Here is a 25,716-nt window from a genome sequence, read left to right on the forward strand (position 1 = left end):
TGTGCCGCACACCCCGCCGTCGAAAACGTTCGCCGCGCGGGCGACCGAACTCGCCCGCCGCCTCGACATGTCCGTGCTCGTGTTGTTCGGCGCACTGGCGTTCGACCTCGTGTTCGTGACCGACGCGGCACTCGACAACGTGGGCCCGAGGTTCGTCGATCTCGGTCTTTTCCCCGGCATTTTCGTGATGGCGGCGTGCGCGTTCTGGGCCCGCAAACGCGCGGCGGTCGCGGGCGTATTCGGTGCGCTGACGCTGATGTTCTGTACCTTCGCCATCCGCTATCTGCACATCCCGACCTACTCCAGCGTGCTCGCGAACCTCACCATCACCGAGGTCGTGGCCGGGGTAGAAATGGTCTACTTCCTCGCCCGCCGGGCCCGGCCCGGGGTCGCCTTCGCGGTGATCTGCGCGCTGGTGATGGGCGCGCTCACCGCGGTGTTCGGCCGCGAATACGACGGCAGGCTCTACGGCAGCGCCATCGTGCAGGCGCTGCTTTTCGGTTTCCTGTTCCTCGTCGCGGCGGTGCTCACCGGGGTGGTCGGCCGCCCGCGCCGCGAACGGGATCCGGCGACGGCGGAACGCCTGCGCAGCATGCACCGGTTCACCGAACTGGTGCGCGGCCAGTGGCCGTTGATCGGCATGCTCAGCATCGGCGTGCTGATCGAATTCGGCTACACCTACGAAAGCGGCAGCCGCGGGTTCCCGCTGCTGGCCTGCTCGATCGGTGCCGCCGCGGTGACCACGCTGTCGCCGCGCCGGCCACGCGATTCGATCCTGGTGGTGGCCGGGCTTCTGCTGCTTTCCGCGCTCGCGACGCCGTTCCTGCACCCCAGCCACAGCTACCAGCTGCTCGGCGGCATCCCGCCGACGCAGATCGTGGCCGCGTTCGGCGTCGTGGTGAACGTGGTGCGCGCGGTGCCGCTCGCGCGGGCCTGGCCGCGGATCGTGCTGCTGTCCGGCGTGGTCGCGGTCGGCGCGGTGCTGAACTTCAGCCAGTACCGCACCGGACGGCTGCTCACCGACCCGATCACGCTCGGGATGCTCGCCACCGTCGCGGTCCTGCTGCTCGGCATCGCCATCGCGATCGGCCTCTACCTGCGTTCGCGCGATTCCGAGCGCGCGCAGGTGGTGAAATCGGCGGTCACCGACGCGCAGACGTCCGAGCGGATGGCGCTGGCCAGGGAACTGCACGACGTCGTCGCGCACCACGTGACCGGCATCGTCGTGCAGGCGCAGGCCGCGCGGATGATGGGGGAGAAGAACCCGGAGCTCGCGCTGGAGGCGATGGGCCGGATCGAGAACGCGGGCGTCGAGGCGCTCGCCGCGATGCGCCGCCTGGTCCGCAGCATGCGCGGCGACGCACAGGCCGGATCCGGCGAGTTCAACGAGCAGGCGACCACGGACCTGGCCGCTGACCTGCGCAAACTCGTCGACGCGGGCAACCACGGCATCCCGACGCAGCTGCGGCTCGACCTTCCGGCCGACCTGCCGCACGAGGTCGGCCGGTCCGCGCTGCGGCTGATCCAGGAGTCGCTCACCAACGTCGGCAAGCACGCCTCGGACGCCACCGAGGCGCTCGTGCTGGCCGAGGTCGTCGACGGCGAACTGCACTTGCGGGTGACCGACAACGGCACCGGGCAGACTCACCGTCCGGCGGGCGGGTCGGGCGGATACGGTCTGGTCGGCATGCGCGAACGCGTCGCGTTGCTGCACGGCAGGCTTTCGGCAGGCCGCGAGCCGGACGGCGGCTGGCGGGTCGAGGCGTGGCTGCCGCTCGAGGCGAACGGGGAGACAGACAGGTGATCCGGGTACTGATCGCGGACGACCAGGAAATGGTGCGGATGGGCTTCCGCATGATCCTGGACGCCCAGGACGACATCGAGGTGGTCGCGGACGTGCCGGACGGGATCTCCGCGGTCGCCAAGGCGCGCGAACTGCGCCCGGACGTCTGCCTGCTCGACATCCGCATGCCGGGCCTGGACGGGCTGGAGGTCACCCGCCAGCTGGCCGGCCCGGACGTCGCCGACCCGCTGAAGGTCGTCGTGGTCACCACCTTCGACCTCGACGAATACGTGCACACCGCGCTGCGCAACGGCGCGAGCGGCTTCCTGCTCAAAGACGCCGGACCGGCCCTGCTGATCGAGGCGGTGCGCGCGGCCGACCGCGGCGACGCGCTGGTGTCTCCGCAGATCACCGTGCGGCTGCTGAAGCATTTCGACGGCGGGACCACCGCCAAGCGCGAGGCCCCGGCGCCGTCGGAGCCGCTGACCGCGCGCGAACTGGACGTGGTGAAGGCGGCCGCCCGCGGGCTCACCAACACCGAGATCGGCGCGGAGCTGTTCCTGTCGCTGTCGACGGTCAAGACGCATTTGGCTTCGGTGCAGGGCAAAGTCGGCGCGCGCAACCGAGTGGAAATCGCGGCTTGGGCCTGGCGTAGCGGCGTAGTCGATTAACCGCTACTGGGACGCCCGTACTATCTCGTTATGTCGCGTCGATTCCACGCCCCGGTTGTTCTGCCCGCCGACCCGTCCTGCTCGCTGCTCCGCGACGCCGTCGTCGATGTCGACGACGAGGGCCGGATTTCGTTCGTCGGACCGGCTTCGACCGCGCCGGAGTTCGCCGGCGAGGTGACCCGGCTGACCGGAATCCTGTTGCCCGGCTTGGTGAACTCGCACGCGCACAGCCCGATGACGCTGCTGCGCGGCATGGGCGGCGACCTGCCGCTGCTGCGCTGGCTGCGCGAGATCATCTGGCCGACCGAGGCGAAGCTGAAGCCCGCGGACGTGCGCACCGGCATGCTGCTCGGCTCGGTCGAAATGCTCCGGCACGGCGTGACGACCAGCGCGGAAATGTATTTCGAGGGCGAGCAGCTCGTCGACGCGGTGCTCACCACCGGCGGCCGGGTGCTCGTCGCGCCGCCGGTGATCGAACTGCCCGGGCTGGACTGGCGCTCGACGCTCGCGGCGATCGACCGGTGGATCGACGCCGACGGGCTGCGGTTCGGTCCCGGCGAGCGGATCGAGCTGGGCTACGGGCCGCATTCGGCGTACATGCTGAACCCGGACGGCCTGCGCGCTACCGCGGAATCCGCGGCGGCCAGGGGAGCGTTGGTGCAGATCCACGTGGCCGAGGCGGCCGCGGAGGACCTGGAGCAGCGCAAGGAGCACGGGTCGGTGCCGAAGCTGCTGGATTCGCTGGGCATGTTCAACGGACGGACGCTGGCGGCGCATTCGGTGCATTTGTCGGACGAGGACATCGCGATCTTCGCCGCCCGCGGGGTCGGGATGGCGCACTGTCCCGGGTCGAACGCGAAGCTGGCTTCGGGGATCGCGCGAATCAAGGATCTGCGGGCGGCCGGGGTCGCGATCGGGCTCGGCACCGACGGTCCGGCGTCGAACGACGACATCGACCTGTGGGAAGAGCTTCAGCTGACCGCGATGCTGGCTCGGCTGGCCAACGACGATTCGACCGTGGTGACCGCGAAGGACGTGTTCCTGATGGCCACCCGCGGCGGCGCCGAAGCGCTCGGCCGCCCCGACCTCGGCGCGCTGGAGCCGGGGCGCTGGGCCGACCTGGTGCACGTCGACCTCGACGACCCGGCCTTCGCCGCCGGTCTCGACGTGCCGGACGAGCAGTTGCTGGCGAACCTCGTGTGGGCGGCCGGGTCGCGCCGGGTGCGCGACGTGTGGGTCGCGGGCGAGCAGGTCGTCGCCGACGCCGAACCGACGCGGGTCGACCGCCGCGAGGTCCAGGCGGCGGTGGCCGACACCGCCGCCCGGCTGCGGGCCTGACCTCGGCTCGTGCCTCGCACATCGCGGGTCGTGAGGGGAACCCTGAGGGAATCTGATTCCCTCAGGGTTCCCCTCACGACCTGTGTCCTCTATGGACAGCGAGCGTCTCGCCAAAGGGCCAGCGCGGGCGTCCCGGTCCCTTGCAGCCGCCGACCCTGAGGGTTCTGCCCACAGAATCGGTCAGCGAGGACGGACCTGGATCTCGGTGAAGTGGGCTTCCGGGGTGGCGGTCACCGCGGTGAGCACGGCCGTCGCCACGGAGTCCGGGCGCAGGTACTTGTCGGCTTCGTACTCGCCGCCTTCCTGGGCCCGGGCCTCGCGCTGCATGTCGGTGTCGGTGCGCCCGGGGAACACCGACGTCACGCGCAGGTCCGGTTCTTCCGCGCGGAGTGAGTCGGTGAACGCCCGGACGGCGAATTTGCTTGCCGCGTAAGGTCCCCAGCCGGGGCGGGCGGTGTAACCCGCGCCGGAGTTGATCACCACGACGTGGCCGTTCGCGTTGCGGAGGGCGGGCAGCAGCAGGCGGGTCAGCTCGGCGACCGCGATGACGTTGACCTCAAGGTTCGTGCGCCACACCGAGGACGGCGCGTCGGCGACCGTGCCGATCTTGCCGACGCCCGCGGAGTGGACCAGCACGTCGAGGCGGTCGATCTTGCTGGCCGCGGCTTCCAGGGAAGCGGCGTCGGTGAGGTCGACCGGCCATGGCTCGGCGCCGGGCAGTTCCTCGGCCACCTTCGCGAGTGCGTCGGTGTCGCGGCCGCCGAGGAGAAGACGGTGCGTCGGGGAGAGCTGATGCGCGATAGCCGCGCCGATGCCCCGCGAGGCACCGGTGATCAGGGCGAGCGGAAGGTCGGTCATACCGGCCACGGTAGGCGTCCGCCGCTGAATCGCCAGCCCGGGGAGTCGGCGATCACTTCGCCGGGGCGCAGGAAACCGCGGCCCACGGGTCGCGCGGGTAGCGGATCTCCGTTCGGTCCCACGAGCCGGTGAAATTGTCGATAAACCGACTCCAGGTGAGCGGTTCGCGGGTGGAGGCCAGAACGTTCTGCACGTCGGGGCAGCGAAGCGCTACACGGGCGGCGTCGATTTCGGCGGGCTGGAACATCCGGATCTCGCCGTCGGTGGCGTAGTCGCCGTACCCGGCTTCGGCGATTTCCCAGGCCGCGACCAGCCACTTCGAGTGCCCAGGACGGCCATTGGGGATCGACGACGAGTGCGCGGCCAGGTCGCTGGCCAGGCCGTAGCCGTCGTGGATGCGCACGTCGAGGGACACGATGTTGCTGATCGCACCCATGCTGTCGGCCGCCATGGTCACGTACGGCCGGGTGGTCGGGAAGCGGAACCACTGCTTCACGTCGCCGTAGCTGTAGACGAGCACGGCTGGCTGCTTCGTCGCCTGCACCGCGTCGACGGCGTGGCGGATGATGTCCTGGCCGAGGTAATCGGTCGCCAGCACCGGATGTTCGTGTCCGGTCGCCCAGGCCCAGTAGCCGTGTTCGTCGGTGACGCTCACCGCTTGGTGGGTGCCTTCGTACGGCACGCGCAGCCAGCCGCCCGCGACTACCGACCACGCGGCGACCCCGGCGACGAACGCGATGGTCTTCCGGGTCAGCGGGATCGCCATGACCGGAAGCAGCAGCACGAACAACGCGGGCAGCAACATCCGGCCGTGCATGAAATCTCCGCCGACGCGCACGACGTACAGCGCGAGCAACAGCGCGGCAATCAACGGAGTCAGCAACAGGATCCGCGACCGGCGCACCAGTACCGCGGCGATCACCAGCAGCAGCAACGGAATCCACAGCACGTACGGGCTGATCAGGTCAGCCAGATACGCGAAGCCTCGTGGCCAGTCGCTGTTGGCCGCTTCCTTCGCGAGCGCGGTGTTCGGCGTGAGCAGACCGTAGTAGCCCATCCGAAACACCTGGTACGCCACCGGAATCGCGATTCCCGCGCCGAGCCAGCCCAGTGCGGCAAGCCATCGCGGGCGGAGCAAAAGCACCAGGGCGACGAAGCCGACCATGCTGAACAACGCCAGGTCCGGCCGGACGAGCGGGCCGAGTCCGAGCACGATCGCGGTGGCGACCGGCGTTTTGCCGCGCACCAGCAGCCACCAGCTCAGTCCGAGCCACAGCAACACCAGTCCGGTTTCCAGCCCGGAAGTCGCGAAATCGCGGAACGGCGGGAGCGCGCACACGATCAGCGCACCGGCGGGAGCCACCGGTCCGGCGTAGAGCCGACGGGCGCCGTCCAGGCCGAAGAACAGGCCGCCGACGGCGCACAGCAGGCCGGTGATCACCGCGATCCATTCGAGCGGCGGTCCGGGAATCGTGCCGATTCCGGCGAGCAGCCAGGTCCACAACGGACTCGTGCTCGCCTCGACGCGCTCGCCGACGTTGAACACCGGACCGTTCCCGGCGAGGATCTGCCGGACGGTGCGGAGCACGAGCAGCCCGTCGTCGCTCATCCACCGGCGCTGCCAGGCGAGCACCATGTACAGCACGAGAACCGCCCCGGCGGCGGCCCACGTCCAGGTCATCGGGCGGCGGTACCACGGGAGCGGGTCGGCGGGCAGGCCGGCGGCCGCGGTCATGATTGGTCCAGACCTCCCCGAGACGTGACGTGCAGCCACAGTCTCGCATCCGCCGGGAAGCGACGCCGCGCGGTCGCCGTCAGCGGTCGGCCGAGGCGGAGGCGGTCGGCATCGGCGGCCGGCTCGGCGCGGGCGGGACGGTCGGCGCCGGCGGGGCGAGGCCGATGTCCAGGTCCATCCGCTCGCGTTCCTTGCCGCCGAGGGTGAACGGCGAGGTGCAGCCGGTCGCCGGGTCGACGGCCGAGTCCAGACCCGGTGCGCCCGCGCCGCGCTGGGTGACGGTGAGCCCGTCCGGCAGCTTCGAGATGTCGAAGCACACCTGGTAGGTGCCGTCCTTGCGCTGATCGAACAGGTAACTGCCGTCGGCGTTCGTGCGCGCGGTGGCGACGGTGCCGCCCGCGCCGTCCTTGAGCGTGACCGGCAGCTCCGGGAAGCCGGGTTCGTCGTCGTCCTGCGTGCCGTTCCGGTTCAGGTCTTTCCACGCGCGGTCGCCGATCTTGCCGACCGCGGGCTGCGGCGTGACGGTGACCGTCGCGGTGGCCTTCTGCTCGGCGAGCGGGCCGCCCGGACCGGTGCCGGTGACCTTCGCGGTGTTGACGTGCCCGTTGTCGTCCTCGGTGAGGTTCGGGTGGTCACAGGTGAGTTCCCGCGACGCGTTGGCGGCGAGGTCGAACGCGCCGGGGAGACCGGAGCACCACGGGTCCTTCACGAGCAATCCGGTGAGCGGCTGGGACCCGGTGTTGGAGACGGAAATGCGGAAGTGCGCGGCGTCGCCGGCCGGGATGGCAGCCGACGGGCCCCACGTTCCGTCCGCCGGATTCCGCACCTCCATCTTCACCGCGAACGCGGCGAGGGCCACGTGCACGCAGTCCCACAGCACCCAGTTGTGGTTGGTGCTGGCGAAAAACGAGACCGCCGCGGTGTCGTCCGGTGCGGTGAACGGCGGCAGTTGCTGTTGCGCGAGCCTGCCGTCGGACGCGACGTCGTGCGTCACCGCGAGCGGTTTTTCCGCCAGTACGCGCCCAGTGCGGTCCGCGAAGCGCAGCCCGGTGGTCGCGCTCGCGCGCGAACCGAGGCCGGATTGCGCCGTCCCCGCCCACACCGACAGCGAGTATTGCCCGCCAGGCACCGCTTTCACCTGCTGGGCAGCCGAGCTGACCCGGCCGTCCGGCGTCTGGATCTGGGCGTTGACGTGCCCGTCGACCGCGTGCGCGGTGCTGGTGACGAGCTTCGGCACCCGGTCCGGCGGGGTGCTGCGCGGAACCGGCGCGGCGGGGCTGAACAGGTACCCGCTCGGCGCTCCGCCGGGCGAACCGGCGTCCTCCACGCTCGGGTTGGCCGCGATGCCGCCGCACTCCGGAGCCCCCTCGGCGGGAGCCGACCCGGGAGTGACGACGGCGAGCGCGCCGACCAGCATCGCAGTGCCCGCCGCCGCGCCCGCCGTGCGTCCGATCGCGACTTTCCTTGCCCGCCTCACGCGGTGAAGCTAGACCCAGCAAGCCCGATCGGCGGTAAGAAACACCCCAAAGTGTTACCGGCGCCCGATCCGACCGGGCAAGCCGAAGGCGCCCTTCTTCCAGACCGACACGATCGCGGGCCGCGGCTGGGCGCTTCCGCCGTCCGGCCAGTGCGAGGTCGGGTTCGCCGAACTCGGCGCGTCCTCGCCGGGGTGCTGCACCGCGACGAGCACCAGGTTCTCGGTGACGACCGGACCGCACGTCTCGGCGCCGACCGGCACGGACAGGAACTGCTTCACGTGCCCGCGCTCCGGCCCGGCCACCGGGACCGAGAAGAGGCCGTCGTTCGCGCCGAGGGTGTTGCCGTCGGTCGAGATCCACAGGTTGCCGTGCGGGTCGAAGGCCACGTTGTCCGGGCACGAGATCGGGCTGACCTGGTCCTTCGGGAAACCGCCGAAGTAGGTGTCGGCCGTGGCCGGGTCGCCGCAGACGAGCAGCAGCCGCCAGGAGAACCGGGTCGAGGCAGCGTCGCCGCGGTCCTCGTCCCATTCGAGGACGTGCCCGTTTTTGTTGCGGGTGCGCGGGTTCGCCTCGTCCGGTGCGGCCTTGCCCGCCGCGCCGCGGTCGGAGTTGTTGGTGAGCGCGGCGTAGATCCGGCCGTTGACCGGGTTCGGCTCGATGTCCTCCGGACGGTCCATTTTGGTCGCCCCGGCGCGGTCTGCGGCCTGGCGGGTGAACACGTAGACCTCCTCCGCGGTGAATCCGTCCACAAAGGACTTGTCGCCGCTGGCAAGGGGAATCCACTCGCCGGTGCCGTCGAACTCGCCGTCGGCGGGCAGCTTGCCGGAACCGTCGATCTCGCCCGGGCTGTCGCCGGAGAACTTCGCGACGTACAGGGTTCCGTCGTCGAGCAGCGCCGAGTTGTGCCGCCGGGCGAGCGCGGAATGCCCCTTCTTGTACTTGCCCTTCGACACGAACTTGTAGATGTACTCGAACCGCTCGTCGTCGCCGGAGTACACCGCGACCCGGCCGTCCGCGGTGATCTTGACGTTCGCGGCCTCGTGCTTGAACCGGCCGAGCGCGGTGTGCTTGACCGGCGTCGAATGCGGGTCGTTCGGGTCGATTTCCACGACCCAGCCGAATCGGTTGGGCTCGTTGGGCTCGCGCGAAACGTCCCAGCGCTGGTCGAAGCGCTCCCACTTGCGCGTGCTCTCGCCGGTGCCGATCGCGTACCGCTTGAGCCGCGCGGCCTGCGCCGGGTCGGACACCTTGTCCGCGTGCGCGAAGTACTGGTGGAAGTTCTCCTCGCCGGACAGCACGGTGCCCCACGGCGTGACGCCGCCGGAGCAGTTGTTCTGCGTGCCGCGCACGCGCTTGCCGGACGGGTCGGCCGACGTCTTGAGGTACTTCGAACCGGCCGCCGGACCGCGCACCTCGAAAATCGTGTCGAGCGTGATCCGCCGGTTCAGCGGGCTCGGAACGGTGCGCAGCGCGCCGCCGATCGGGTCGCGCAGGGTCTGCAGCACCGACAGTCCGTGTGCCGCCCAGGCGATCTTCACCTGCTCCTCGGTGGGGTTGGCCGGGTCGTACTGATCGGCCGGGAAGAGGTGCACCTCGGTGGTGTACTCGTGGTTGACCACCAGCAGATTGCGCAGGCCGAGCGGGTCCTGCGGGATCAGGCCGACGAAGTCGTTGTTGTAGCCGAACTGCTTGGCCTGCGCGGCCGCGGTCTGCTTGCGGAAATCGAACTTCGGCGCGCCGGGGACCACCGGGTCGCCCCAGCGGATCACCACGTGCTGGGCGTACCCGTCGGGGATGCTGACGGCGTCGAGCTTGTTCGGCGGCACCGGCGTGAAGTCGGTGCCGGGCACGGTGCGGCCCTTCGCCAACGGCGCCGGAGCCTTGCTCGGCGTGGCCGCGGCGGCGGTGCCGGACAGCGCGGCGAACCCGCCCGCGGCCGCGGCCATCACCGCGCCGGCCTTGAACACGCCGCGCCGCGAGACGCCCTTGGCGATGTCGCCGAAGTATTCGTTGCCGGTCGGGTTCGGGGCCTCGTGCGCGCACGCGTTGCCGCAGCGGTACTCGCAGGTGATCGGTGACCGGCCGCCGGAATGCGCGGTGAACAAGGGCAGCAGTCGTCCGGGCTCCAGGGACACGGGGCCTCCAGGGTCGCTTCTCGGTGGGAACCCGGCGACCGTATGCGGCGAAAACCCCCTGAATCAGACCAAAAGGTTAACGGCGGATGTATTCGCGCAAAGACGGCGATCACCCCCGAACAGACAGTCCGGGGGCGATCGCCGAGTGTCGCGAAACGGCTCAGAACTCCTCGTCGCCGACGAGCGCGGCCTCCTTCGGCACGGTGTGCGGGTCGGCCTTCTTCTCGCGCTGCGAAAGCAGCACGGCGGCGATCACGCAGAGCACGGCGGCGACCAGGAACGGACCCTGCTCCCAGCCCATCCACTCGGCGACGTGCCCGACGAGCGTCGCCGCGATCGCGCCGCCGAACCAGCGGCAGAAGTTGTACCCGGCGCTCGCGACCGGCCGCGGCGCGTCGCTGATCGACATCGCGGTCCCGGTGAAGAGCGTGTTCAACAGCCCGGAAACCAGCCCGGACACGATGATCCCGACGACCACCACCGGCTTGCTCGGGATGGCGAGGACCAGCATCAGCACCGTGTACCCGGTCACCGCCAGCGCGGCCGCGTGCCGTTCGCCGAAGCGGGCCGCCATCTTCGGCGCGAGCACCACGCCGGCGATCGCCACGCACAGGCCCCAGCCGCAGAAGATCAGGCCGACCGCGATCGCGTTCCAGCCGAGCACGAACGGGGACCAGGCGAGCACCGCGAAGAACGCGGCGGTGTAGAGCGCCGAGGCGATCGACGTCCGCAGCAGACCGGGGTGCTTGAGCGCGCGGATCGGGTCGAGCAGCTTGATCGGTTCGCGTTTCTCGTGCGAGTCGCTCTTCAGGAAGATCGAGCACAGCACCAGCGCGGCGATCATCAGCACGGCGGTGCCGAGGAACGGACCGCGCCACGAGATCGTGCCCAGCAGCGCGCCGAGCAGCGGGCCGACCGCGAGACCGACGCCGAGCGCGGCCTCGTAAAGCAGGATCGCGCCGGATTGGCCGCCGGTCGCCGCGCCGACGATCACCGACAGCGCGGTGGCGATGAAGAAGGCGTTGCCCAGCCCCCACACCGCGCGCAGGCCGACAAGCTGTTCGATCGAACCCGCCGCGGCGCACAGCGCGGTCGCGGCGACGATCAGGGTCAGCCCGACCAGCACGGTCCGCTTGGCCCCGAACCGGGCGGACATCGCGCCGGTGAAGAGCATCGCGATCACCTGCACGCCGAGATACGACGTGAACAGCAGCGTGACCTGGGACGGCGAAGCGTTCAGCCCCTTGGCGATGGACAGCAGGATCGGGTCGACGAGGCCGATGCCCATGAACGCGATGACCGCGGCGAACGCGGTGATCCACACCTGTTTGGGCTGGCCCTTGACCGCGTCCAGCAGGCTCGAGTGGTGCTCAGCGCTCATCGCGGATCAGTTCCTCCTTCAGACATAACAGCGAGTTCCGCGGCGGGGTCGTCACGGTGGAAGTCGGCGATCAGCTTGGTGAGCGCGGGGAGCGCGGCGTCGATGGCGGCGCGCTCGTCCGGGTCGAGCCGGTCGAGCCGCGCCCGCAGCTCCGCCTCCCGGCCCGCGATCATCTCGGCGTAGAACCGCTCGCCTTCCGGGGTGGCTTCCACGAGCACGGCGCGCCCGTCGTCGGGATCGGGACGGCGGGTCACCATGCCGAGCCGTTCGAGCCTGCGCACGACGTCGGTCATCGACGGCATCCGCACGCGCTCGAGGCGCGAGAGCCTGCTCATCCGGCTCGGTCCCCGGCCGACCAGCTCCGACAGCACCGACCCCTGGGTCAGGGTCAGCAGCTGCGCGGATTCGCGGCGCACCAGGTAGTACAGCCGGAACACCACCGGCCGCAGCCGGTGCGCCAGATCGCCCATCGAGGAAGTCACTTAGCTAGGCTAACAAAAATTATTTAGGGTGGCGAAGTAATTCGGCTCACAAGGTGGTCCAGTCCAGGGCCCCTAGGCTGGACCAGTGGATGCGGTGATCTTCGACCTCGACGGCGTACTGGTGGACTCCGAGACGACGTGGGACGAGGTGCGCCGCGCGGTAGTCGCCGAGCACGGCGGTACCTGGCGGCCCGAGGCGACCCGCGCCCAGCAGGGGATGAGCACGCCGGAATGGGCGAACTACCTGGTGGAAACGCTGGGTGCGCAGCTCACCCCGGACGAGATCGCGCGCACGGTGATCGACGAGATGGCCGCCCGCTACGCCGACCGGCCGCCGGTGATCGACGGCGCGGACCAGGTCGTGCGCGAGATCTCCCGGCACTGGCCGGTCGCGATCGCCAGTTCGTCGCCGCCGGTGCTGATCCACTCGTTCCTGACCGCGTGCGACCTGACGTCGCTGGTCCCGGTCGCGGTGTCGAGCGAGGAAGTGGCTGCGGGCAAGCCGGCGCCGGACGTCTATCTGCGCGCGGCGATGCTGCTGAACGTCGAAGCGTCCCGCTGCGCCGCTGTCGAGGACTCGACCAACGGCCTGCGCGCGGCGTTCGCGGCGGACATGAAGGTGTTCGCGGTGCCGAACCCGCATTTCCCGCCGGACCCGGAGGCACTGCGGGACGCCACGGTGCTGCCGAATCTGGCCGCCCTGCCCGCCGCGCTCCGTGAGTGACGCAGCCCACAGCGGCAAATAACCCCAAATCGGTCGCAGCCGGTATCCGCCCGGTCGCGCAGTGCCATCCTGAACGCTTGCCAACAAGATCGGCACAAGGGGTGGAAATGGCTGCACCGGACCAGGATTGGGACATCGTCAGCAGCGTCGGACTGACCGCGCTCGGGGTCGCGGCAGGCCGGGCGATCGCGACGGTGTCCCCGGATCCGCTGATCGAAGACCCGTATGCGGCGGAGTTCGTCCGCGCCGCGAACCCGCCGCGGCCGATGCCGGTCGAACCGGTCGACGACGCGCTCTGGACGGCGATGGCCGCGTATCTCGCGGTGCGGTCCCGGTTCTTCGACGAGGTGGTCACCGGCACGGACGCACCGCAGGTCGTGATCCTCGCGGCCGGGCTCGACGTCCGCGCCTACCGGCTGGACCTGTCCGGCCGCGACGTCTTCGAGGTCGACCAGCCGCGAGTGCTCGCGTTCAAACAGGACGTCCTGGACGGACTCGGCGCGGCCCCGCGCTGCCGCCGCCACGCGATCGGAGCCGACCTGCGCGAGGACTGGCCCGCCGCCTTGGAAAACGCCGGATTCGACCGCGGCCGCCCGGCAGTGTGGATCGCCGAGGGATTGCTGCCGTACCTGCCCCCGCGGGCGGAGGAGCTGCTGTTCGACCTCGTGCACGCCCGCAGCGCGCCGGGCAGCCGGATCGGCATCGAGCACATCCCTGACCTCGGCAGCACCGACATCCTCGACACCATCCGGTCGTCGGACGCCGGAGCGCGGCTCGGCCTCGACGTGAACGACGTGCTCTCGACCGAACCGCGCCGCAACCCGGTCGAATGGCTCGCCCGGCAAGGCTGGCAGACGACCGTCGACCGCGCGGGCGATCTCGCCGCCAGTTACGGCAAACACCTGCCCGACCCGCTCGGCGACGCCATGACCAAAACCGAACTGGTCACCGCCGACCTGCCCTAAACGCCGAGAAGGACTCCCTGCAGGCATTCCCGCAAGGAGTCCTTCACGGACGGTCAGGCTGGGATCAGCGCTCCACGTCGCCGCGGATGAAGGCGTCGACCGCGTCGCGGGCGGTCGAGTCGTCGTACTGCTCCGGCGGCGACTTCATGAAGTAGGACGAGGCGGACAGGATCGGGCCGCCGATGCCGCGGTCCTTGGCGATCTTCGCCGCGCGCACCGCGTCGATGATGATGCCCGCCGAGTTGGGGGAGTCCCACACCTCGAGCTTGTACTCCAGGTTCAGCGGCACGTCGCCGAACGCGCGGCCCTCGAGGCGGACGTAGGCCCACTTGCGGTCGTCGAGCCACTGCACGTAGTCCGACGGTCCGATGTGGACATTGCCCTTGCCGAGCTCGCGGTCCACCTGCGACGTGACCGACTGGGTCTTCGAGATCTTCTTCGACTCGAGCCGCTCGAGCTCCTTCATGTTCAGGAAGTCCATGTTCCCGCCCACGTTGAGCTGCATCGTGCGGTCGAGCTGCACGCCGCGGTCCTCGAACAGCTTCGCCAGCACGCGGTGCGTGATGGTGGCGCCGACCTGGGACTTGATGTCGTCGCCGACGATCGGGACGCCCGCGTCCTCGAACTTCTTCGCCCACTCCGGGTCGGAGGCGATGAACACCGGCAGCGCGTTGACGAACGCGACGTTCGCGTCGATCGCGGCCTGCGCGTAGAACTTGTCGGCCTCTTCGGATCCGACGGGAAGATAGGAGACGAGCACATCGACCCGCGCGTCGCGCAGCGCGGCGACCATGTCGACCGGAGCCTCGTCGGACTCCTCGATGGTCTCGCGGTAGAAGCGGCCGAGGCCGTCGAAGGTGTGCCCGCGCTGGACGGTGACGCCGAGCGGCGGCACGTCGGCGATCTTGATCGTGTTGTTCTCGCTGGCGGAGATCGCCTCCGAGAGGTCCCGGCCGACCTTCTTCGCGTCGACGTCGAACGCGGCGACGAACTCGATGTCGCGCACGTGGTAGTCGCCGAACTGGACGTGCATCAAACCGGGGACGCGCGCACCGGGATCCGCGTCGCGGTAGTACTGCACACCCTGGACCAGCGACGAGGCGCAGTTGCCGACGCCCACGATGGCCACCCGAACGCGGCGGTTCTCGCCCATGCCGGTTTCTCCTTCAATCTCATTCACTTGCATCTGCAGGTCTGCCGCCCCGTTGCGGCCCGCCGCTCAACTCGGTCCCGGCTGCTCCGGGCCGCGCTGCTCGGCTTGTTCGTGCGCGATCAGCTCGTTGAGCCAGCGCACCTCCCGCTCGCTCGACTCCAGCCCCAGCCGGTGCAGCTCGCGGGTGTAGCGGTCGATCTTCTCCTCGGCCCTGGCCAGCGCGTCCCGCAAGCCTTCGCGCCGCTCCTCGACGCGGCGGCGGCGGCCTTCCAGGATTCGCATCCTGACGTCGGCCGGTGTCCGCGAGAAGAACGCCAGGTGGACGCCGAATCCCTCGTCGTCCCACGTCTGCGGTCCCGCGTCGCCGAGCAGTTCGGCGAAGCGTTCCTTGCCCTCGGCGGTGAGCTTGTAGACGCGGCGGCCGCGCCGGGACCACGCCCGGTCGTCCGCCTCGTCGAACTCCTCGACGAGGTAACCGGCCCGCAGCAGCCGGCGCAAGGTCGGATACAGCGAGCCGTACGAGAACGTCCGGAACATCCCGAGCGTCTCGTGCAAACGTTTGCGCAGCACGTACCCGTGCATGGGCGCCTCGTGCAGCAATCCGAGGATCGCGAGTTCGAGCACACCACACCCCATTCCGGGAATACGCCGCGGCCAGCCTCGTTGATCACCGGGACCGGCTCAGCCAACCTACTCGCCGATTATATCGCGCCGATACATCGAAGTGGCGGAAGTAACCCGCGACCAGCATCCGCCCGCCGATCCGTGATCAGAGCGTTATCTAACTTTCGGCGTGTTCGAACGTCTCGCCCAGGGTGCGGGAAAGCAGGGGGCACCGCGGACACAGCAAGAGCCCGTACTCTGTCCTCGTGCGAAACCAGCGGCAGGTTGTGGATTACGCCTTGCAGCGCCGTGCGCTGCTGGCCGGCGTCCGCTCCGGGCGCGTCGGAGACCACGAGGTCTGCGACGCGAGCCCGTACCTGCTCCGCGCGGCGAAATTCCACGGCAGACCCGAGGACCGGGCCTGTCCGATGTGCCGCCGGGCTCCGCTGCACCTCGTCTCCTGGGTGTACGGCGACGAGCTGAAGCACGTCTCGGGATCGGCACGCACCCCCGCCGAACTCACCCGGATGTCGGGGATTTTCGGGGAGTTCACCGTCTATGACGTAGAGGTGTGCCGGACGTGCCATTGGAACCATCTGGTCCTGTCCTATGTCCTCGGCACGGGAGAGCCCCAGCCGACCCGGCCGCGAAGGACTGCCGGGCAGTGACGAGTACCACAACCGCTGCAGAACGCGGGGCGGCGCCAGTGCAGACAGTGCTGCCTTCGGAGGCCCATTCGTGAACGACGACCGCAACCGCTCCTGGCCGAGCCAGGAGCCAGATGCACCTCGCCGTGCCCGGCGACCGCAGGAGGACCCCGGTCCCGCCTGGCCAGCCGACGACGCGCCCCGGCGCCCCGCACCGCCCCGCCGTCCTCCCGCGGGCGGCCCGCGCCCGCCGCGCGCCCCGCGAGCCGAAGCCGGTCCCGAATGGCCGAGCGGCGACGAAGGCGGTCCGCAGTGGCCCGCCGACGAACCGCGCCGTCCGCAGCGCCCGCCGCAGAACCGCGCGCCGCAAGGCCGTCCGCCCCAGGGCCCCGGCCCGCAGGATCGCGGTTCGGGCACCCGTGCGTCGCAGATCCTCGACGGACAGGGCGCTCCCCCTCCCCGTCGCCAACCGCCTGCCGGACGCCCCGGTCCCAACGGCGGCCCGAACGGCGGTCCCAACGGGAACGCCACCCAGGGCTTCCGGCAGCCGCCGCCCGGCGGACGGCCGCCGCAAGGCCGCCGGGTCCCGCCGCCGCCTCCGCCGTCCTATCCGGAAGCGGAGCGCGAACCGGACCTGATCACGCACGCCGCGCACAACGGCTACGCCCCCTACGACGACCGGTACGACGACGACCACTACGACCCGTACGACGAGGAAACCCGCCTCGCGCAGTACTCGGACGACGCGGACTTCGAGGACGACCCGGAAGGCGAGGAGGACGGCAAGAAGTCCAAGACCCCGCTCTCGCCGATGCAGCGCCGCAAACGCCGGTGGAAGATCGTCCGGCGCGTGCTGTACGCGATGTTCGGCCTTTTCGTCGTGGTGCCCGCGATCGCGTTCGTGATCACCTATTTCACCGTCGACGTGCCCTCGCCGCAGGAAGTGCTCGCGAAGCAGAGCCAGCCGATCACCTTCTATTACGCCGACAAATCGGTGATGGGCCGGGTAGTCCCGGAGGGCGGCGACCGCGAGCTGCTGCAGCCCAACCAGGTGCCCGAGGTCGTCAAGCACGCCGTGTACGCGGCGGAGGACGCGACCTTCGAGACCAACTCCGGCTTCAACGTGATGGCGATCCTGCGATCGGTCTTCAACCAGGCGACCGGCGGCACCGGCGGCGGTTCGACCATTTCGCAGCAGTACATCAAGCAGGCGACCAAGAACGACGCCCCGACGCTGACGCGTAAGTGGACCGAGCTGGCGAAGTCGTTCAAGCTCAACAACGAGACGTCCAAATCGGACATCATCACCGGCTACCTGAACATCGTCTTCTTCGGCCGCGGCTCGAACGGCATCGCCGCCGCGTCGAAGGCGTACTTCGGCAAGGACGTCAGCCAGCTCAACGCTTCCGAGGCGGCGCTGCTCGCCGGGATGATCCAGGGCCCGAGCCGCGACCGCGACACCGCGTACGTGCAGAAGCGGTGGAGCTACGTGATGGACCAGATGGTGGCCAACCACTGGCTCTCGCCCGCCGACCGCAAGGCGGCGCAGCTTCCCACGATGATCCCGCGCGATTCGCAGAAGAAGGAGAACGCGGGCACGCTGGACTACTTCATCCAGCAGCGCATCCTCGACGAGCTGAAAGACAAGGGCTACGACGAGGACAAGCTGTACTCCACCGGCGCGAAGATCTACACCACGATCGACCCGAACGCACAGAAGACCGCGGTGCAGGCAATCCAGGACAACATGGAGGGCCAGACCGACGAGAACCTCCGGGGAGCGCTGGTCGCCGTCGACCCGAGAACCGGGGGCGTGCTCGCCTATTACGGCGGGCCGACCACGGTGAAGAACGACGCGGGCAAGGACGTGCTCGCCACCGACTGGGCGAACACCCCGCAGAACCCCGGCTCGTCGATGAAGGCCTACGACCTCACCGCCTGGCTCAAAATGGGCAAGGGGCTCGGCGAAACCTTCGACGGCACCAACAACCGCGAACTCGGCGGGCGCGTGGTCCGCAACGCGGGCGAGAGCGCCAGCTGCGGTCCGCAGTGCACGGTCAAGAAGGCCATGGAGGTCTCGGCGAACACCGTGTTCTACGACATGGTGCTGAACTGGACGAAACCGGCCAGGGTCGCGGAAGCCGCGAAGGAGGCGGGCGTGATTCCCGCCCCGAAGGGCAAGGCCAAGCTCGGCACGAGCGACGCCAACATCGCCCTCGGCGGTGGCGCCACCTCGGTCACCCCGGAGGACATGGCCGCCGGCTATTCGTCGTTCGCCTCCGGCGGCCTGCGCCGTGACCAGCACTTCGTCGCGAAGCTCACCAACTCCCAGGACGAGGTCATCTTCGACGACACCAACGGGCAGGGAAAGCCCGCGTTCGACGACAACGCGGACAAGAGCAAGCAGATCGCGGGCAATGTGACCGACGCGCTCATCCCGGTCATCGCCGAATCGCACCTCAAGTGCCCGAGCGGCCACGAGTGCGCGGGCAAGACCGGTACCCAGCAGTACGACCCGAAGGACAGCGACCCGAGTTCGTACCGGGACCGCAACGCCCAGACCTGGATGGTCGGGTACACGCCGTCGGTGTCGGCCGCGGTCTGGGTCGGCGGCGACGGCAACAAGCCGCTGCACGACAAGAACGGCAAACCGATCTACGGCAAGACGGTCGCGGGGCCGGCCTGGCAGGACTTCCTCACGAACTACCTGAAGGACAAGCCGGGCGAGAAGTTCGACAAGGTGCAGCCGATCGGCAAGGACGCGGACGAGGTAGTCACCTCGAGCAAGGCGCCCCCGCCGCCGCGCGAAACGTCCAGCGAGCAGGCGCCACCGCCGTCCACGACGTCCTCGTCGTCGGCACCGCCGACCAGTTCGTCGCATCCGCCGTCCTCGACGACGACCAGCCCGACCAGACCGGGCGGCATCTTCGGCGGCGGCACCGACGGCGGCAACCCCGGCAGCGGCGGCGGTCCCGTGGTGAACGGCGAACCGCCGCGGCGCACCGGCTGACCCGCGCCCGAACCCCGACTGTGCCGATCGTTACTAATCCGACCACAGCCACGGCCGAATGACTTCGCTGCAACGGTTACGTGCCGCTGCGGGGTCGGCCTACTTTTGGTCGGATTAGTAAAAGAGGCTCCTCTCCACCGCGGAGAGGAGCCTCTTTTTGCCGGTACCGCCCGGCTGGGGGTGCGGTAGGTTCACCGACGGTCTCCTCCCCCGCGAAGGGGATCGGCCAGGAGAGTGAACCTCGACCGGGGTTGCCGCGTCTGGTCATCAGAGGGCCTTCTGCGTCCGCAGGCTGCCCGTGTCCGAGAAGAGGATCCGCAGTGAACGACGACCGCAGCCGCTCCTGGCCCGACCGGGATCCCGACCCGCGGCGTCAACCACCTCCGTCCCAGCCCGGACCGCCGCCGTGGGCGCGCGGCCCGCAGCGGCCCGCCGCCGGCCCGACCGGCCCGGCGGGTTCTCCGCCGCCGCCCGGCCGCCGTCCGCCGCCTCCCGGCCGCCGCCCGGTTCCGCCGCCGCAGCGCGAGCCGGAGCTGATGACCCACCGGATGATCGAGGACGATTACCGCGATCCGGGCTATCGCAACGACGGTTACCGGGACGCGGAGTACCGCGACGAGGGTCCGCTCGACCCGGACGACGGGTATCCGGCGGAAGACCTGGACAAGAAGGGCCGCACGCCCGCGCAGCGCAAAAAGAGACGCTGGAAGATCATCCGGCGCTGTGCGTACGCGTTCGTCGGCATCTTCATCGTGATCCCGGCGATCGCGTTCGTGATCACCTACTTCAGTGTCGACGTGCCCTCGCCGCAGAGCATCGCGCAGGGCCAGAACCAGGCCGTGACCTACCTCTACGCCGACGGCAGCCCGATGGGCAAGGACGTGCCTCCCGGCGGCAACCGGCAGATCCTCACCCCGGCGCAGATCCCAGACGTGGTGAAGCACGCGGTGATCGCGACCGAGGACTCCACGTTCGAGACCAACTCCGGCTTCGACGTCACCGGTCTGCTCCGCGCGGCGTTCAACCAGCTCACCGGCAAGGCGGGCGGCGGGTCCACGATCTCGCAGCAGTACATCAAGAAGGCCACCGACAACGACGCCCCGACGCTCACCCGTAAATGGACCGAGCTGGCGAAGTCCTTCAAGATGAACCAGACGTACGAGAAACAGGACATCATCACCGCGTACCTGAACATCATTTACTTCGGGCGCGGGGCGTACGGCATCGGCGCGGCGTCGCAGGCCTTCTTCCACAAGGACGTTTCCAAGCTGGACTACTCCGAGGCGGCGCTGCTCGCCGGGCTGATCCAGCAGCCGGGCCGTTCGGAGAACCCGAAGGTGGCCCAAGGCCGCTGGAACACCGCGCTCGACCGGATGCTCGAGAACAAGTACATCACCGCGCAGCAGCGGCAGTCGGCGAAGTTCCCGGACGTGATCCCGCTGGAGGAGTCGAAGGACGACGCGAACGCGCCCTACAAGTTCGTCGTCACCCAGGTGAAGGCCGAACTGGCGCAGCACGGCATCGACGACGACAAGTACTACTCGGGCGGCTACACGGTCCAGACCACCATCGACAAGCACGCCCAGGAGGTCGCGACCCAGACGGCGACCGACGCGCTGAAGGACCAGTCCGACGACCGGCTGCTCGATTCGCTGGTGGCGGTCGATCCGAAGACCGGCGGGGTGCTCGCGTACTACGGCGGGCCGGCGACCATCGAGGTGAACGGGAAGAAGCAGGGCGCTCGCGACTGGGCGAACACGCCGCAGAACCCCGGTTCGTCGATGAAGGCGTTCGACCTCACCGCGTTCCTGAAGATGGGCAAGGGCATCAACTCGACGTTCGACGGCAGCAACAACCGGGTCTTCGACGGCCGCGTCGTGCGCAACGCGGGTCCCAGCTCCAGCTGCTCCGGGCAGTGCACGGTCGCCGAGGCGATGAAACGGTCGGCGAACACGGTGTTCTACGACATGGTGCTGAACGAGACGCATCCGGGCCCGGTCGGGCAGGCCGCGCAGGAAGCGGGCGTCAAGACCAAGGACAACGGCGGCCAGTCGCTGATCTCCACCGCGGACGCCAACATCGCGCTCGGCGGCGGGAACACCCAGATCACGCCCGCGGACATGGCCAGCGCGTACGCGACGTTCGCGGCCAACGGCATCCAGCGCGACCGGCACTTCGTGCTGAAGGTGACCAACTCTCAGAAGGAGGTCGCCTATGAGGCGCAGCCGAGCGCGGGCAAGCCGGCGTTCGACAGCAGCGCGGACAAGGCCAAGCAGATCGCGGGCAACGTGACCATGGCGCTGGGTCCGGTGATCGACTTCTCGCACCTGAAGTGCCCGTCCGGCCACGAATGCGCCGGCAAGACCGGTACCCAGCAGCACACGAAGCGAGCGGGCGAACCGGCGTGGGCGGCGAACGCGAACGCGCAGACCTGGATGGTCGGCTACACGCCGTCGGTCTCGGTCGCGGCGTGGGTCGGCGCGGACGGCGACCAGGCACTGCACGGTTCGGGCACGTCGCCGATCTACGGTTCGACGATCGCGGGTCCGATGTGGCAGAAGTTCCTCGACGGATACCTGAAGGGCAAGCCTGCGGAGAAGTTCGACCAGGTGCAGCTGATCGGCGCGCAGGCCCCGCCGCCGCAGGGGGACGAGAACGCGGGCGACGAGCATCCGCCGCAGCAGACCAACAGCAACCAGCCGGACCCGGGCGGCGACGGCAACGACCACGGCGGGCCGATCTCCGGCGGGCCCAGCCAGCCGCATTGGCCGAGCGGGCTCCCGCACTGGCCGTCGGGCAAGCCGTCGTCGACGCACAACCCGCCTGCCGGCGGACCGTCGACCGGCCAGGATCCGCCGCAGGAGTAAGGAAAAGGCCGTGGCCGCGACGGTGGGGGGAGGCCGTCGCGGCCACGGCCGTTCGGAGGGCGGCCTCAGCCGCCGATTGTGATCACGCGTCCTTCGGCGCCCGAGCGGTGCGCGGCTTCGATCACGCGCAAAGTCTCGACCGCGCTCGCCGGGGCCACCGGGAAGTCCGCCTCGCCGCGCAGCGCGTCCCGGACCTGGGCGTAAAACGCTTCGTAGCAACCGGTTTCGGTCGGCACCGCTTCGGTTTCGTCGTTCACTCCGAGCAGGCCGGCGTCGCTTTCCGGCTCCACGCCCCAGCCGTCGTCGCCGGGGCGGAGACCGGCTTTGATCTGCGGTTCCTGGACATCGAGGCCGTATTTCGTGAACGTCGCCTGATCGCCGAGCACGCGGAAACGCGGGTTGCGAGTGCCCGCGAGCGCGGACGACCACAGGTGCGACCGCACGCCGTTCGCGTGGCGCAGAGCCACGAACACGTCGTCGTCCACCTGGACGCCGGGGCGGCGGCGATCCACCTCCGCGTACACCTGGGCGACCGGGCCGAACAACTGCAGCGCCTGGTCGACGATGTGCGCGCCGAGGTCGTAAAGCAGACCGCCCGCCTCGGCCGGGTCGCCGAACTCGCGCCAGTTGTCCTTGATCTTCGGCACCCAGCGGTCGTAGCGGGATTCGAAGCGGAAGACGGTGCCGAGGCGACCGGATTCGAGCACCTTGCCGACGGTCCGGAAATCCGAGTCCCAGCGGCGGTTCTGGAAGACCGTGAGACCGACGTTCTTGGCTTTCGCCGCGTCGACGACCTGCTGTGCTTCCGCCGCGGTCGGCGCGAACGGCTTGTCCACGACCACCGGAAGCCCGGCCTCGATCGCGCGGAGGGCGAGCGGCACGTGCGTGCGGTTCGGCGTGGTCACCACGACCAGGTCGAGGTCACCCGCGCGGGCGAAAAGTTCGTCCGCGTCCGGGACCACTTCGGCACCCGGGTAGTCGGCGCGCGCCTGGGCGGCCCGGTCCGGGTTCCCGGTCACCAGCACGGCCGGGACCAGGCCGGGGGTCGCCGCGACCAGCGGCGCGTGGAAAACCCGGCCGCCGATCCCGTATCCGAGGATGCCGACCCGCGCGTCATCAGCCATGGCCCCTATTAAACAACACTGTTGCGTAATAGGCCACCCGTCCGCGATGATCGGCCGATGGCGGAAACCGGCGTCAACCTGCGCGGGCTGCGACGCCACAACCGCGCGCTGCTGCTCGGGCACATCCTGCGCGCGGGCGGGCTGAGCCGGGTCGAACTGGCGCAGCGGTCCGGGCTGACCCAGCAGGCAGTGTCGAAAATCGTGTCCGACCTGCTTCCGGAAGGGCTGCTGGACGTCGAACGCGCACCCGCGGCCGGGGTCGGCAAACCGCGCACGATGCTGCGGCTGCGCGCGGAAGCCCGCTGCGCACTCGGCGCACAACTCGACCGCGACGGCTTTCTCGTGCTGCGCACCGGTCTGACCGGTGAGGTCGAGGAGATCGTGGAGGGCCCGCTGCCAATCGGCTTCGGCCCGGAAGTCGCGGTGACCGCGATCGCCGACGCCGTTCGCAAACTGGTCACCGACGTCGATCCGGCGCGCGTGCTCGGGCTCGGCGTCGGCGCGGTGGGACCGCTCGACCACCACGCGGGCCGCGTCCGCGACGCCACGAACATGCCCGGCTGGCACGACGTCCCGCTGCGCGATCTGCTCGCCGAACGCACCGGTCTGCAGGTCACGCTGGACAAAAACACCAACTCCGCCGCCTTCGCGCACGCTTGGCCGGAGGAAACCTCAGCCGCCACCGCAGTGGTCCTGGTCGGCACCGGAATCGGGGTCGGCCTGCTGATCGACGGACGCGTCTACCGAGGCCCGCGCACCAACGCTGGTGAGTTCGGCCACACCACCATCGCCTACGCCGGACCGCGCTGCGCCTGCGGACGCCGCGGCTGCGTCGAGGTCATGCACCGCGCCGCCGGAACCCCGCACGACGCCGCCCGGCTGCTCGGCATCGGGCTCGCCGACCTGGTGCAGGTGCTCGATTTGGAACGGATCGTCCTGTTCGGACGGACGGTCCGCGGCGCGCCCGAGGTCTACCGCGAAACGGTCTCGCAACAGCTGCGCGATCTGCTGCCGGTGCCGTACTGGCAGCGCATCGACGTCGAATTGAGCGACCTCGACGAGGAGGCAGTAGCCCTCGGTGCCGCTTTCGAGGTGCTTGCCGGGTTTTACGAGGATCCGAAATGACCGGCACCCCACCCGCGGACCGATAGCATCCCGACGTGTCCCGCGTCTCCCAGCCCGCCGCCGCCGAAGAGCCGGATTCGGCTCCCCGCACGCTGACCCCGGCGGAGCGGATCGCCCCCAGCCGGCACGACCCGCTGGTGGCCGCGGCGACGAGACCCGTCGGCGGTCCGCTCGGCGAGCACGCGGCGGTCGGCAGGCAGTGGTTCTGGTCGCCGCAGCGGGTCGGGCTCGCGATGGCCGTGCTCGCGCTCGTGGTGTGCTGGTTCGGCAAAGCCTCGTGCATTCAGCAGTACAGCGACTCCAACGGCGTGCACCAGCTCGACTGGCGCTCCGGCCGTCCGTTCGTCGCGATGTGCTACTCCGACATCGTCCCGCTCTACAGCTCGGAAAAGCTCGACGACGCGCGCACCTTCCCCTACGTCACGTCGTGGCAGGAGGATTCGCAGACCGCGGAGAACCAGACCCGGTACATGGAATACCCGGTGGTCACCGGCCTGTTCCAGTGGATCAACGCGAAACTCGCGGCGGGCTGGACCTCGGTCGCGAACGCGGGCTGGCTGCCCGGCGCGCTGCCGGTGGCGATCTACTTCAACATCTCCGCGTTCTGGCTCGCGCTCGCCTGGCTGGTCACCGTGTGGGCCACCGGGCGGACGACGAAACGCAGGCCGTGGGACGCGGTGCTCGTCGCGATCTCGCCGCTGGTACTGGTCCATACCTTCACGAACTTCGACGCGCTCGCCACCGCGGCCACCGCCGCCGGGATCCTGGCGTGGTCGCGAAAACGCCCGGAGGTCGCCGGAGTCCTGTTCGGACTCGGCGTCGCCACCAAGCTGTATCCGCTGCTGCTGCTCGGCGTGCTGTTCCTGTTGTGCCTGCGCGCCGGGAAACTGCGCGCGTGGAGCCGGACCGCGGCGTTCACCGCGCTGGCCTGGCTGGTGGTGAACGTCCCGTTCATCGTGGCCGCGCCGCGCGGCTGGTGGGAGTTCTTCCGGCTCAACACGTTGCGCCCGATGGACCCGGATTCGCTCTACAACGTGGTCTCCTACGCCACCGGCTGGGCGGGCTTCGACGGCGTGCTCCAAAAAGGACAGTCGCCGACCGTGCTGAACATCGTGGTCGCGGTGCTGTTCCTGGCTTGCTGCGCGGGAATCGCGTACGTCGCGCTCACCGCGCCGCGCCGGCCGCGGTTCGGGCAGCTGGCTTTCCTTGTCGTGGCGGCGTTCCTGCTGACGAACAAGGTGTGGAGCCCGCAGTACTCGCTGTGGCTCGTCCCGCTGGCGGTGCTGGCGATCCCGCGCTGGCGGCCGCTGCTGGCATGGATGGTCATCGACGCGGCGGTGTGGGCGCCCCGGATGTTCTATTACCTCGGCGTCGACCACAAAGGACTGCCCGCGGGCTGGTTCCTCGGCGGCGTGGTCATCCGCGACCTGGCCGTCGTCGGGCTGTGCGTGCTGGTGCTCCGCGAGATCTACCGGCCGCGCACCGACCTGGTCCGGCTCTCCGGCGACGACGACCCGGCGGGCGGCGTGCTGGAACGGGCCCGCGACAAGGTCACCTTCGCGTCCTTCCGCCGCTCCCGCGCCGAGCAACCCGTCTCCTGAAGTCCGTGAAGGACTCCTTCCGGGAACCTGATTCCC

Annotated in this window: 19 protein-coding genes; 10 read left to right on the forward strand and 9 right to left on the reverse strand. The window is 69.8% G+C overall.

What is annotated here, in order from left to right; all coding sequences use genetic code 11:
• Position 1: 1 nt before the first annotated feature.
• Genes PUT80_RS22555 through PUT80_RS22565 form a run of 3 tightly spaced genes read left to right on the forward strand, consistent with a single transcriptional unit; the run spans position 2 to position 3,792 of the window.
• On the forward strand, positions 2 to 1,804 hold the full coding sequence (locus tag PUT80_RS22555) for a histidine kinase (RefSeq protein ID WP_037809044.1): 1,803 nt from the start codon (positions 2 to 4) through the stop codon (positions 1,802 to 1,804).
• Complete coding sequence (locus PUT80_RS22560) at positions 1,801 to 2,454, forward strand: response regulator transcription factor (protein WP_037809045.1); 654 nt, start codon at positions 1,801 to 1,803, stop codon at positions 2,452 to 2,454. Before PUT80_RS22555 ends, PUT80_RS22560 begins: the two co-directional genes overlap by 4 nt.
• 30 nt (positions 2,455 to 2,484) lie before the next feature.
• Positions 2,485 to 3,792, forward strand: a complete 1,308-nt coding sequence (locus PUT80_RS22565; RefSeq protein ID WP_275293343.1) for an amidohydrolase — start codon at positions 2,485 to 2,487, stop codon at positions 3,790 to 3,792.
• 180 nt (positions 3,793 to 3,972) lie between these two features.
• Here the strand turns inward: PUT80_RS22565 and PUT80_RS22570 are convergent, their stop codons facing one another.
• The 6 genes from PUT80_RS22570 to PUT80_RS22595 form a co-directional block, all read right to left on the reverse strand.
• Positions 3,973 to 4,650, reverse strand: a complete 678-nt coding sequence (locus PUT80_RS22570; RefSeq protein ID WP_037809047.1) for an SDR family oxidoreductase — start codon at positions 4,648 to 4,650, stop codon at positions 3,973 to 3,975.
• Positions 4,651 to 4,702: 52 nt separating this feature from the next.
• Complete coding sequence (locus tag PUT80_RS22575) at positions 4,703 to 6,385, reverse strand: hypothetical protein (protein ID WP_275293344.1); 1,683 nt, start codon at positions 6,383 to 6,385, stop codon at positions 4,703 to 4,705.
• 79 nt (positions 6,386 to 6,464) lie between these two features.
• On the reverse strand, positions 6,465 to 7,862 hold the full coding sequence (locus PUT80_RS22580) for an SdrD B-like domain-containing protein (RefSeq protein WP_275293345.1): 1,398 nt from the start codon (positions 7,860 to 7,862) through the stop codon (positions 6,465 to 6,467).
• A gap of 54 nt (positions 7,863 to 7,916) precedes the next feature.
• Positions 7,917 to 9,998, reverse strand: coding sequence for a PhoX family phosphatase (locus PUT80_RS22585; RefSeq protein WP_275293346.1), 2,082 nt, complete (start codon positions 9,996 to 9,998; stop codon positions 7,917 to 7,919).
• 160 nt (positions 9,999 to 10,158) lie between these two features.
• Positions 10,159 to 11,379, reverse strand: coding sequence for an MFS transporter (locus PUT80_RS22590; RefSeq protein WP_037809052.1), 1,221 nt, complete (start codon positions 11,377 to 11,379; stop codon positions 10,159 to 10,161).
• Positions 11,376 to 11,861, reverse strand: coding sequence for a MarR family transcriptional regulator (locus tag PUT80_RS22595; RefSeq protein WP_275293347.1), 486 nt, complete (start codon positions 11,859 to 11,861; stop codon positions 11,376 to 11,378). The genes PUT80_RS22590 and PUT80_RS22595 overlap by 4 nt, the downstream gene beginning before the upstream one ends.
• A gap of 85 nt (positions 11,862 to 11,946) precedes the next feature.
• Between PUT80_RS22595 and PUT80_RS22600 the strand changes: the two genes are divergently transcribed.
• Complete coding sequence (locus PUT80_RS22600; protein ID WP_275293348.1) at positions 11,947 to 12,585, forward strand: HAD family phosphatase; 639 nt, start codon at positions 11,947 to 11,949, stop codon at positions 12,583 to 12,585.
• 107 nt (positions 12,586 to 12,692) lie between these two features.
• Complete coding sequence (locus PUT80_RS22605; protein ID WP_275293349.1) at positions 12,693 to 13,550, forward strand: SAM-dependent methyltransferase; 858 nt, start codon at positions 12,693 to 12,695, stop codon at positions 13,548 to 13,550.
• Between the two features lie 64 nt (positions 13,551 to 13,614).
• Here PUT80_RS22605 and PUT80_RS22610 read toward each other — a convergent pair whose 3' ends face one another.
• Together PUT80_RS22610 and PUT80_RS22615 are read right to left on the reverse strand one after the other, a co-directional pair.
• Complete coding sequence (locus PUT80_RS22610) at positions 13,615 to 14,703, reverse strand: inositol-3-phosphate synthase (protein WP_037809059.1); 1,089 nt, start codon at positions 14,701 to 14,703, stop codon at positions 13,615 to 13,617.
• A 66-nt stretch (positions 14,704 to 14,769) separates the two neighbouring features.
• Positions 14,770 to 15,327: a PadR family transcriptional regulator gene (locus PUT80_RS22615; protein WP_037716279.1), complete on the reverse strand. Its 558-nt coding sequence runs from the start codon at positions 15,325 to 15,327 to the stop codon at positions 14,770 to 14,772.
• A gap of 245 nt (positions 15,328 to 15,572) precedes the next feature.
• Here PUT80_RS22615 and PUT80_RS22620 point away from each other — a divergent pair, with 245 nt between their 5' ends.
• The 3 genes from PUT80_RS22620 (at position 15,573) to PUT80_RS22630 (ending at position 21,830) form a co-directional block, all read left to right on the forward strand.
• Positions 15,573 to 15,974 (forward strand): DUF5318 domain-containing protein, encoded by a 402-nt coding sequence (locus PUT80_RS22620; RefSeq protein ID WP_037809062.1) that lies wholly within the window; start codon positions 15,573 to 15,575, stop codon positions 15,972 to 15,974.
• A 70-nt stretch (positions 15,975 to 16,044) separates the two neighbouring features.
• Positions 16,045 to 18,963 carry a transglycosylase domain-containing protein gene (locus PUT80_RS22625; protein WP_275293350.1) on the forward strand — a complete coding sequence of 973 codons (2,919 nt, stop codon included), beginning with the start codon at positions 16,045 to 16,047 and terminating at the stop codon, positions 18,961 to 18,963.
• Positions 18,964 to 19,283: 320 nt separating this feature from the next.
• Positions 19,284 to 21,830, forward strand: coding sequence for a transglycosylase domain-containing protein (locus PUT80_RS22630; protein WP_275293351.1), 2,547 nt, complete (start codon positions 19,284 to 19,286; stop codon positions 21,828 to 21,830).
• Positions 21,831 to 21,895: 65 nt separating this feature from the next.
• Here the strand turns inward: PUT80_RS22630 and PUT80_RS22635 are convergent, their stop codons facing one another.
• A complete protein-coding gene (locus PUT80_RS22635) occupies positions 21,896 to 22,954 on the reverse strand; it encodes a Gfo/Idh/MocA family oxidoreductase (RefSeq protein ID WP_275293352.1) in 1,059 nt (352 codons plus the stop codon).
• Positions 22,955 to 23,011: 57 nt separating this feature from the next.
• Here PUT80_RS22635 and PUT80_RS22640 point away from each other — a divergent pair, with 57 nt between their 5' ends.
• Positions 23,012 to 24,079, forward strand: coding sequence for an ROK family transcriptional regulator (locus PUT80_RS22640; protein WP_275293353.1), 1,068 nt, complete (start codon positions 23,012 to 23,014; stop codon positions 24,077 to 24,079).
• A 35-nt stretch (positions 24,080 to 24,114) separates the two neighbouring features.
• Complete coding sequence (locus PUT80_RS22645; protein WP_275293354.1) at positions 24,115 to 25,680, forward strand: glycosyltransferase 87 family protein; 1,566 nt, start codon at positions 24,115 to 24,117, stop codon at positions 25,678 to 25,680.
• The last annotated feature ends 36 nt before the right edge of the window (positions 25,681 to 25,716 follow it).

The organism is Amycolatopsis sp. La24, assembly GCF_029087445.1.
Taxonomy (GTDB): Bacteria; Actinomycetota; Actinomycetes; order Mycobacteriales; family Pseudonocardiaceae; genus Amycolatopsis; species Amycolatopsis nivea.